This window comes from Sphingobium sp. CFD-2 (genome assembly GCF_024611135.1).
GTDB lineage: Bacteria > Pseudomonadota > Alphaproteobacteria > Sphingomonadales > Sphingomonadaceae > Sphingobium > Sphingobium fuliginis.
This window is the reverse complement of the sequence record NZ_CP084409.1, coordinates 56638-66486: the sequence shown is the minus strand read 5'-3', so window position 1 is coordinate 66486 and position 9849 is coordinate 56638. Positions and strand designations below refer to the sequence as shown.

The window sequence follows — 9849 nt, the reverse complement described above, 5'->3', positions numbered from 1 at the left end:
GCGGACCTCCCTTCGTCGGTCCCGCGAGGCCAAGCGCCATCGCTCCCGAAAGCACGCTTTCAGGATTGACTTTCGCCGCAGCGCCACCGATAAAGGGGTTAAGCAATCGCCCACTTCGGTGGCACAAACAGCCCTCGCTCAGCCAAGCGAGGGTTTTTTGTTGCCCGTTGCAGACGGGGAGCCACCCCGCGCACAACAGATGAATCACCGACTCCAAGACGGAATCAGCGGGTCATAACTGGCTCAAGTTTCAGGAGTTGGCAAGAATAAGCGTGTGCACACGCTTATGATGCGGACTTATCCCGCTTTGCGGTAATGGCGCAGATAGTCAGGATAATCGATCCCGCGCGTCTTCAAGAGATTGATCGTCGCCTCTTCGACCAGGGCCGCGACAGACGTTTGCTCGCGTTCAGCCAATCCCTTGATCTCAGCTGCAAGCTCAGGTTTCACCCAAGCAGCAAGGTTGCGCGTGTTCGCGCGGCTCGGACGCCGCTTTGGCAGCGGGACCGGCAGCAATGGATCTTCCTGTCGTTTAGGTCGTGCCATAACATCGCATTGAATAAGGGGGCGTTCTGTCGCGCTTATAGAGGGCATAGCGTGGAAAGGTAAGCGTCCGCTGTAGGTCGTCTTTGCGGCGCACGCACGCTTGGTAACCGCCCCTTTTGGGGCCTTGGCCGACACGAACGATCTACCCGGCAGGCAGCGTTTCCTTCGCACCAATCACGAGTCGATACCGACGCATTTGCAGATCTCCACGCACATAAAGATCGCTGTCCAATGGAACGTCGACCGTTCCTTCATAGGTCGCACCGGCCTTTTCAAGAGTACGCCACGAAGCAATATTATCAGGCCGACAGGTAATCCAGATTTCCTGAAAACCATGGCGCTGTGCGATTGAAGACAGTTCCTTGAGTGCTGCGGCGGCATATCCATGACCGCGATGCTGAGGTTCGATGCCGTAACCAACGTGACCACCGTACAGCCGCATATATTCGGTATTTCCAAGGCGAAGTTGAATGGATCCGACGACCTCACCTTCAAAGACAATATCGTAGTGTTCGGCCGGAACCCAATCTCGCGTCGGGTCTGCTTCGGTCACTTTCCGCAATCTCAAAACGATCATCACGTGTAGAACTCGATCATAACGCCTTGGTATTCATAGGAATGGCGGGTGCAGATGACATTAAGCTGGGAGCGACACCACTTCCAAGCAGATTTAGACCTGCGATGCCTGCCATCTCCACGGCAGAAGTTCATCGATCCGGTTGATCGGATGCCCCTTGCCAATGCGATCAAGCACATCGGCAAGCCACTCCTGCGGATTGACGCCATTGAGTTTGGCCGTTTCAAGCAGTGAATACATGGCAGCGGCGCGCTCCCCGCCGCAGTCGGCGCCTGCAAAAAGCCAATTTTTCCTGCCAAGGCATATACCCCTGAGGGCATTCTCCGCCGGATTGTTGTCGATCTCCAGCCTGCCGTCGTCGGTGTAGGCGAGCAGTTGCGGCTTCAGCTTCGCCGCATAGCGCAGCGCGTCGGCCAACGGTGACCGGGCCGATGCCCTGGACAGCACCTCGTCGGCCCAGGCGAAGAAATCCAGCGCCTTGAGCTTCGAGAGCTTACGAGCCTTGCGACGAAAATCCGCCGGCTCACGCACGATCTGCCGCTCGACATCGTAGAGCTCCCCGATCATGTGCAAGCCTTGGAACGCAGCCGAGTTCGGATCCGCCTTATAGGCCCAGTCGGCCCGAAGCTGCGATTTTGGTCATCTTGGAGAACACGTCGGGAACGGGCTGGTTGTTGTTGACGATCGCCCATGCGAGGAACGACGTTCCGCTCCGATAAGGGAGCGGCGTTATGAGCCTTGGCGTTTCGAGTGGGGATCTGATCGGCTCCTGGAGCCTGAGTTTTTCGGACATCGCGTTCGTGACCGGCAAAGCGGAGACGGCACGACTGGGATTGGCGGTTCAGCTTAGATTTTTCGCCGGGCATGGCTTCTTTGTGCCGGATCATGCGTCGATACCCTCCGACGGTGTCTTGTATCTGGCGGAGCAACTTGGTCTCGATGCCAAATCCGTGAACCACTATGATTTTTCCGGGCGCACCGCCCGCCGGCATTGCGCGGAGATTTTGCGGCATCTCGGGTTCCGCCGTATGACGCAGACGGATCGCAGGGCGTTGTCGAGGTGGATTTCCGACGATCTTTGTGCGGGCGGGCAGCCGATCAATGCCATGCTCGAGCATGTTTTCCTGTGGTGCCGCGACCGCCGTATCTATGGGCCGTCGCGCAAGGAGCTGGAACGCCTCGTCCGTTCGCAACGACACCTCTATCTGGAGGCCCTGTTGGCCCGAGTCCGCGATCGGCTTGCGCCGGATGCGGTCGCCTTGCTGGAAGCCTCGCTCGCCGATCCCGATGGCCCGACCGGCTTCAACACGATGAAGGGGGATGCAGGTCAGGCGACGCTCGAAAACATTCTTGGCGTGACCGCCAAACTCGCCTTTATCCAACGGCTTGCTCTTCCCCGAGATTTCCTATCGGTCACGGGCAAGGCATGGGTCGATCAGATCGTTCGCCGGGTTGCCGGCGAGAAAGCCTCGGAGATGCGCCGGCATGTACCGGCGCGCCAGCTCGGGCTCTATGCCGTTTATCTGATGGCGCGGGAAGCTCAGCTTACGGATGCGATGGTCGACCTGCTGATCGAGACGGTCCATAAGATCGGATCGCGCTCGAAACGCAAGGTGGTGGGCGATATCGCGAAAGACATCGAGCGGGTCTATGGCAAGGAGCGACTCCTGGTCGAGATTGCCAGCGCTTCGATCGACGATCCATCCGGGCGCATCTGCGATGTCATTTTCCCAATCGCCGGCAAGGACAAACTGGCGGCGATCATCAAGGAAAGCCAGGCAAAGGGCGCCTTGGATCGGCGGATCTACAAGGTGATGCGGAGGTCATGGGCCAATCATTATCGCCGTATGCTGCCAAGCCTGCTTTCGGCACTGGAGTTCCGGTCGAACAACGCCGTGTGGCGTCCGGTGCTGGCGGCCCTGGACTGGATCAGAAGCAAAGTGGATGATGGATGCCGCTACGTGCCGCCGCACGCAGTGCCGGTCGACGAGGTCATTCCGGCGAGATGGCGCAGTTCCGTCATTGATGAAGAGGGGCGCGTAAACCGGATCAGTTATGAGCTTTGTGTCCTCGCGCAACTGCGCGATCGCATCCGTTCTAAGGAAATCTGGGTTGTCGGGGCGGACCGATACCGCAATCCCGATGACGATCTTCCCAAGGACTTCGATGCGCGGCGAGAAGCATATTACACAGGATTGAACCTGACGGCGGATGCGCGTGCATTTTCAAGCGCCATCCGGGAAGAGCTTGCTCAGGAACTGTTGCTCCTCAATGCCAATATTCCCCGGAACGACAAGGTTCGGCTGCTGTGGCGCGGCGAGAACCGTATATCTCTCACCCCGTTCAAACCCTTGCCCGAACCCAGGGGTCTCGCCTCGATCAAGACCGAGATCGGCCAACGCTGGCCGATGACCGGGCTGCTCGACGTACTGAAGGAGGCTGCCCTTGATACGGGACTTCTCGAAGCGTTCGAAACATCGGCCTCGCGTGTTGCACTGCCGAAAACCGCGCTGGATCAACGTCTCCTGCTATGCCTCTACGGCCTGGGAACGAATGCCGGGCTCAAGCGGATCGCCGGCGCCACCCCCGATGTCAGCTATGAAGAGCTGCTGCATGTCCATCGCCGCTTCGTTCATGCCGCGGCGCTCAAGGAGGCGTGTGCCAGGGTTGCGAATGCGACCCTGGCAATCCGCAATGCTGCAGTCTGGGGGGACGCCGGCACGGCCTGTGCGTCAGATTCCACAAAGTTCGGAGCCTGGGATCGCAACCTGATGACGGAATGGCATGCGCGTTATGGTGGACGGGGCGTCATGATCTACTGGCATGTCGAACGACGCGCGACATGCGTCTATTCCCAGCTCAAGCGCTGCTCTTCCTCCGAGGTCGCCTCCATGATCGAGGGCGTGCTGCGCCATTGCACCGACATGGAAATCCAGCGACAATATGTTGATAGTCATGGCCAAAGCGCGGTTGGCTTTGCATTTTGCCGGCTTCTCGGATTTGAGCTTGCACCCCGCCTGAAAGCGATCGCTCGCCAGAAGCTGGCTCTTCCCGATGTCGGCATGCGAACGCGGCTTCCCCACTTGCAGCCGATCCTCTCCAGTCCGATCAACTGGGATGAGATCGAGCAGCAATATGACGAGATGGTCAAATATGCAGCCGCGATGCAGACAAAAACCGCCGACCCGGAGGCGATCCTGCGCCGGTTTAGCCGCTCCGAGGTGATGCACCCGACCTACAAGGCGTTGAGTGAGCTGGGCCGCGCGGTCAAGACGATCTTCCTGTGCCGGTATCTGCGCGAGGAGTCCTTCCGCCGCGAAATTCATGAAGGCCTGAATGTCGTTGAAAACTGGAACAGTGCCAATGGGTTCGTTTTCTTCGGCAAGGGCGGCGAGATCGCCACTAACCGCATCGATGAGCAGCAGCTCTCGGTCCTGGCGCTACATTTGCTGCAAGCGTCGCTTGTCTATGTGAACACCCGAATGCTTCAGAGCGTGCTGGTGGAACCGAAATGGACGGGCCGGATGACGCCGGATGATTATCGCGGCCTCACACCGCTGATTTACAGCCACGTCAATCCTTATGGCCGCTTCGACCTCGATCTGAATAGCCGGATCGATTTTGGGCGGCTTGCTGCCTGACCGGGGCCTTTCCGCTCGCACCATTTGGGTGCACCCGAACGTGACGATCGGAAGTGACATATACGACATGTCACAAAAGGGTGGTTCCGTCACCAATGTTACTGTACGAGGGCAAAGCCACCCTAATGTGACGGATTTGCCCATGACCCGCGTCGGCTACGCCCGCGTCAGCACCATCGACCAGGATCTCGACATCCAGGTTGCCCGGTTGAAGGCAGCGGGCTGTGAAATCCTCCGCTCCGAAACAGGCTCGGGCGCATCGCGCACTGGACGCACGGAGCTTGAGACGATCATGCAGTTCCTGCGCGCCGATGACGAACTCGTCGTCCTGCGTCTCGATCGGCTCGGTCGCTCCACACGCGATGTTCTCAATCTGGTTCATGAACTCGACCAGAAGGGAGCCTCATTGCGGGTGCTTGAGCCGGAGGTGACGACGGCCGGAAGCATGGGGCGGATGGTGATCACCATTCTGGGCATGGTCGCGGACATGGAACTGACGTTCATCAAGGACCGGCAGCGCGCCGGGATCGAGGCGGCGCGCGCCGAAGGCGTCTACAAAGGCCGGAAGAAAAACATCGATGACGATGAAATCCGACGCCGGATCACCGCCGGCGCGAGCAAGGCCAGCGTCGCGCGCGACCTCAAGATCTCAAGAATGACCGTCTATCGGGCGCTTGACGTCATTCCTTCAAGGATCGGGCTGCCGGAAAAGCCGCCTTCTGTCACCATCGCCCTGCATCTGACCATCGAGAACTTCAACAAGCATGGTCGTGGCAGAAAGCCCGCTCGCGAGCGCATTGAGGCGATGCTGGAGCGGGATTACCAGATGCAAAAGACCGGGAACTGCGATTACACGCTGACCGTCGCCTATGATCAGGGTGCCGATGGCGTCAGCCTCGATGATGAGATCGCATCTCTCCAGACAGAGATGTTCAACATCGCAGAGAGCTACAGGTGCTCGATCGAGACCGATGTTTACGAGATTGGAGGACAAGAGCGAGCCTGGTAGATCGCCATGTTCAATCTTTGTTCTTCAACATGGCCAAAATCGCAGCTTCGGGCCGACTGGGCCTTATAGACATCGTTCAGCTTGCGTCTGGCATGCGCCCAGCAGGCAACTGGCGTGATCGGCGCGGGCTCGCGGTCACTGGCGTAGAGGCGCTCGAAGCCGGCATAGGCATCCGCCTGCAGGAAGCCTGCAAGGGGTGACTGCACGAAAGTGACTTATCTGCACGCTAAGAGCGAACGGACCGGGAACGCTGGGACTTTGTGTTCTTCTCCGTGGCTTCGAGGGCTTTGTAGAGGGCGGTTTTGCCGATCTTGAGGCGCGCGGCGGCCTCGCGAACTGTGAGGCCGGAAGCGATATGTTCGCGCGCCTTGCGGAGCTTGTCAGGTGTGACCACTGGCCGCCGCCCACCGGGGCGACCTCGCTCGCGAGCGGCCTTGAGGCCTGCATGGGTGCGCTCCCGGATCAGATCGCGCTCAAACTGGGCAAGCGAGCCGAAGATGTTGAACACCAGCATCCCGCCCGAAGTGGTGGTGTCGATGTTCTCGGTGAGCGAGCGGAACCCGATACCTCGCGTCGCTAGCTCGCCGACCTTCTCAATCAGATGGCTCATCGAGCGCCCAAGACGGTCGAGTTTCCAAACCACCAGCGTGTCGCCGCTGCGCAGATAGGCCCCTGTGCATTATTCGGCCACAGATTCACGGTAGGCGAGCTTGAGGGACGTCGGCGCCAGCTTCTCTGCCAGGGATTGCGCTACGTAAGCCGTCGCGGCCACACAAAAAGGCCGGCACAACGGCCGGCCATAGTTTTAGGAGAGGATGCCTGAAAGGCATCCTCATGCTGCACCTGCGAGCAGCCGTGCGCAATACAAATCCGCAGGCACCGTTGGTGAAGGCGGCTCCAGTGTCTATCAGGCGGCCAGCATGTCCTTCATCGTTGCGGGGTCAAGCCGTCACCGGCGCAGTTCTTCGATCCCGAGTTCCTGCCATATCCACCCGAAGTCGTACGTCGCCATCGGATCATCGATGTCAGCGTGTCTCCCACTGAGATTTTCGAGATGTTTTAGCCACGTGGCGAGTTGGTCGCGTCCGGCCTTGCTGCCGGCGCATTGTCGCGGCGTTTTGTCGCCGAGCATCGGGACAGGCTCATCGAGGAGTGTCCGGTATTGACGATCGAGCATGCCGTGGACAAGCGGGGTGGCGACCTCGACCGGGATGTCCGGTGCCGGCTCCGACACGGTTCGTCCTTCCTGACGCGCAGCCATCGCCTGTTCGATCGTCTCGATCTCGGTCAAAGGTGTTCCCACCAGGGCGCCGAGCGCCTGGGTGACGAGTGCAACGCCGCGTTCTGCACGTTCGGCCGAGGTGACGGAGAGGATCAGAGCGCGGCCCTTGAGTTCCAGATTCCCAAGCACCGGCGTGCCGTCTTCCATTGACACACCCCACGCCATCTGGCCGGTGCCTTTCTTGCCCTGTTTTGTTCTGGTGCCGAGCCAGTTCCAGAAATGTGACGTTTCCCGCTGCAGGGCGGGCACGGTATCGAGGCGGTCGCCGATGAGTGCCTGCGTCGTCCCCCGCGTGAACGGAAAACGGACACGGTGGAAAACAACCTCCTCGCCATCGGCGTTATGCAGCGTGGGGATGGCGACAGGCTCGAGCATCCTGGGCAAGATGTCGAACAGCCAGACCATCGAGATGAGCGGCGCCAGGTCGCGCAGTTGATCATCGTCGATCACTAGTTTCGCGCGCGGGCCGCGCTTGCCCTGTCCCAGGCGCAATGCCTCGAGAAGGGCGCTGGTGGCTTCCGCTGTAAAGGACAGCAGGCCGCCTGCCAGGATCCTATGCCCGCTCACCGGAATGATGCGCACGCCGATCCGATCCCACGGGCCCAGCGTCCTGGACGCGGTGCGCTCGCGGACCTGGACGGGATCACCGCCCCGGATCAGATCTCGCGCGAGGAAGCCGACGCCGGGCTCGATCGCGCTGACTTCATAGACGCTCATGACGGAGGTCTTCAGCGCGCGCATGTAGAGCTTGTTGGGGCCGGCCTCGTTCCATCCGCGGCGCTTGAGATATTCGTCCACGATGTTGCGGCCATCGGGCTCGAAGACGCGGGTCACCAGGTCCTCGAACGCGCAGCCCCACAAGGTCATGGCCCAGTGATCCCCGATGATGCCGGGCAGTTCGTCGGAATCGATGTCGAACTGCGTGAGAACCGGCCCCAGATGATCGTCGAGCGCGTCATGCAGGTCGTCGGCCCACTCGGGCCGTGTCGCGAACTTCATCAGCCCGGTCAGGTCGTGGCCGCGTTTCATGCCGGTAGCTCCATAGTCTGTCGGTGCGCGGCGACGATGCGCGAAACGGTCGGCTCGCTGACATGATAGAGCCGCGCCATCTCGGCGCCGGATTTTCGTCCGGAGATGACGGACTCCGCGATCTCGCGCCGTTGCTTTTCGCCGAGTTTGCGCCGGCGTCCGCCGATCCGCCCTTCGGCGCGCGCCTGGGCGAGGCCGGCGGAGGTGCGCTCGCGGATCATGGCGCGCTCGAACTCGGCGAAGCTCCCGACCATCTGCATCATCATGCGACCTGCGGCCGTGGTGGTGTCAATCGCCTCGGTCAGCGAGCGGAAGCCCGCGCCCGCCGCCTCGATCCGCTCCATAATGTGCAGCAGATCCTTGAGGCTGCGCGATAGCCGGTCGAGTTTCCAGACGACGACGACGTCACTGTCGCGTAACTGGCCGATCATCTCCAGGAGCTTTGGCCGGTCCCAGCGCCCGCCACTGGCAATTTCCTCGAACACGCGCCTGCACCCAGCCGCGTCGAGGGCGCGGCGCTGGGCGGCGTTCGACTGCTCGTCACCCTTCGACACCCGCGCATAGCCGATCAGATAGGGTGCCCTGGTCAAATCCTGCCTTTCACAAACGGCCGTATCCGGAGGCCAGTGCGGCATGAACGGATTCCTGCGGCCTCTTGTCTTTCACAATCCTCTTTCAGAATCATGCCGAAAGGCAAGTGGTTTTTGGAGGTTCAAAGATGCCCGGACGGATTCCGATGACGACGCGGCAGCGCGCTGCCCTGCTGATGTTGCCCGACGACGAGGCGGCGATCGTGAAGCACTATAGTCTGTCAGGTGAGGACATGACCGCGATCGACACCGCGCGCACGCCCGCCACCCGACTCGGCTACGCCCTGCAGCTTTGTTGCCTGCGCTACCCGGGCCGGCATCTGCGCCACGGGGAACTGCTGCCTGCGGTCATGCTCGACCATATTGCCGAGCAGGTCGGGGTGGATGCAAAGGTCATAGCTGATTTCGCCAGACGCACGCCCACGCGCTACGATCAGCTCGCCGCGATCAAGACGCGCTTCGGCTTCAGCGATCTGAGCCGCCCGCACCGCGTGGAATTGCGGACATGGCTGACAAACGAGGCGGCGAGCATCATCGACGGACGCGCGCTGCTCGGCCGGCTTCTGGATGAGATGCGCGCGCGTCGGATCGTGATCCCGGGTGTCAGCGTCGTGGAGCGCATGGCGGCCGAGGCGATACATCAGGCGGAAACGGATCTCGTGGCCGCGATCGATGGCGGCCTTGGCCATGAGATGCGTCAGCAACTCGACGCGCTGATCGATGACAAGGTGCATGACCGGCAGAGCCGTCTGTCCTGGCTGCGCGAGCCAGAACCGCGTGTCGCATCCGCTTCGCTTTTGGAAATCGTCGAAAAGATCACGCTGATTCGTGGGACGGGCATATCGGCTTTCTCCCCTGATGTTCGCCACGAACCGCGCCTGGGGCAATTCGCCCGGGAGGGTGTGCGCTACACGGCACAGGCTTTCCAGCAAATGCGCCCGGCCCGCAGGCGGGTCGTGCTGCTCGCGACGCTGCGCGAGCTGGAGGCGACACTGACCGATGCGGCGATCGATATGTTCATTGCGCTCGTGGGGCGGGCCCATCTGCGCGCCCGCAAACGGCTCGAACAGCGCGTGGCCGTTTCCGGCCGCGAGGGCCGCGAACGGATGTTACGCATCGCCAGGGGGCTCTGTTGCAAAAATCGTGAAGCTTGAGCATGCTTGGCGGAGATTGAA

General features: G+C 60.9%; 7 protein-coding genes and 4 pseudogenes. 3 read left to right on the top strand and 8 right to left on the bottom strand.

Going from position 1 to position 9849, the window contains the following annotated elements; translation table 11 throughout:
* Positions 1–297 precede the first annotated feature (297 nt).
* The 4 genes and pseudogenes from LDB29_RS28585 to LDB29_RS28575 form a co-directional block, all read right to left on the bottom strand.
* Positions 298–516, bottom strand: a complete 219-nt coding sequence (locus LDB29_RS28585) for a hypothetical protein (RefSeq protein WP_226998743.1) — start codon at positions 514–516, stop codon at positions 298–300.
* Positions 517–688: 172 nt separating this feature from the next.
* Positions 689–1123, bottom strand: coding sequence for a GNAT family N-acetyltransferase (locus tag LDB29_RS28580; protein ID WP_072598983.1), 435 nt, complete (start codon positions 1121–1123; stop codon positions 689–691).
* Between the two features lie 93 nt (positions 1124–1216).
* A complete protein-coding gene (locus LDB29_RS29510; RefSeq protein WP_373886404.1) occupies positions 1217–1363 on the bottom strand; it encodes a transposase domain-containing protein in 147 nt (48 codons plus the stop codon).
* Between the two features lie 24 nt (positions 1364–1387).
* Positions 1388–1720: pseudogene (locus tag LDB29_RS28575) on the bottom strand (transposase); the annotation flags it as partial.
* Positions 1721–1854: 134 nt separating this feature from the next.
* Here LDB29_RS28575 and LDB29_RS28570 point away from each other — a divergent pair.
* On the top strand, positions 1855–4764 hold the full coding sequence (locus LDB29_RS28570; protein WP_006961814.1) for a Tn3 family transposase: 2910 nt from the start codon (positions 1855–1857) through the stop codon (positions 4762–4764).
* Between the two features lie 142 nt (positions 4765–4906).
* Entirely contained in the window at positions 4907–5773 is an 867-nt protein-coding gene (locus LDB29_RS28565) for a recombinase family protein (RefSeq protein ID WP_006961816.1), read from the top strand.
* Between the two features lie 65 nt (positions 5774–5838).
* On the opposite strand, the pseudogene LDB29_RS28560 reads toward LDB29_RS28565, so the two are convergent.
* The 4 genes and pseudogenes from LDB29_RS28560 to LDB29_RS28545 form a co-directional block, all read right to left on the bottom strand.
* Positions 5839–5964 (bottom strand): annotated as a pseudogene (locus LDB29_RS28560) (transposase); the annotation flags it as partial.
* Positions 5965–5999: 35 nt separating this feature from the next.
* Positions 6000–6443: pseudogene (locus tag LDB29_RS28555) on the bottom strand (recombinase family protein); the annotation flags it as partial.
* A gap of 279 nt (positions 6444–6722) precedes the next feature.
* Positions 6723–8084 (bottom strand): hypothetical protein, encoded by a 1362-nt coding sequence (locus LDB29_RS28550; protein ID WP_007683476.1) that lies wholly within the window; start codon positions 8082–8084, stop codon positions 6723–6725.
* The gene (locus tag LDB29_RS28545; protein ID WP_007683474.1) at positions 8081–8674 is read right to left on the bottom strand and encodes a recombinase family protein; all 594 of its coding nucleotides are present in this window, start codon (positions 8672–8674) and stop codon (positions 8081–8083) included. Before LDB29_RS28545 ends, LDB29_RS28550 begins: the two co-directional genes overlap by 4 nt.
* A gap of 146 nt (positions 8675–8820) precedes the next feature.
* Here LDB29_RS28545 and LDB29_RS28540 point away from each other — a divergent pair.
* A pseudogene (locus LDB29_RS28540) lies at positions 8821–9804 on the top strand (DUF4158 domain-containing protein); the annotation flags it as partial.
* Between the last annotated feature and the right edge of the window lie 45 nt (positions 9805–9849).

What these genes read in the sequence shown, in the direction of transcription:
- LDB29_RS28580 (WP_072598983.1), bottom strand. Translation starts at nt 1,123, where the DNA reads ATGATCGTTTTGAGATTGCGGAAAGTGACCGAAGCAGACCCGACGCGA.
- LDB29_RS29510 (WP_373886404.1), bottom strand. Translation starts at nt 1,363, where the DNA reads ATGTATTCACTGCTTGAAACGGCCAAACTCAATGGCGTCAATCCGCAG.
- LDB29_RS28570 (WP_006961814.1), top strand. Translation starts at nt 1,855, where the DNA reads ATGAGCCTTGGCGTTTCGAGTGGGGATCTGATCGGCTCCTGGAGCCTG.
- LDB29_RS28565 (WP_006961816.1), top strand. Translation starts at nt 4,907, where the DNA reads ATGACCCGCGTCGGCTACGCCCGCGTCAGCACCATCGACCAGGATCTC.
- LDB29_RS28550 (WP_007683476.1), bottom strand. Translation starts at nt 8,084, where the DNA reads ATGAAACGCGGCCACGACCTGACCGGGCTGATGAAGTTCGCGACACGG.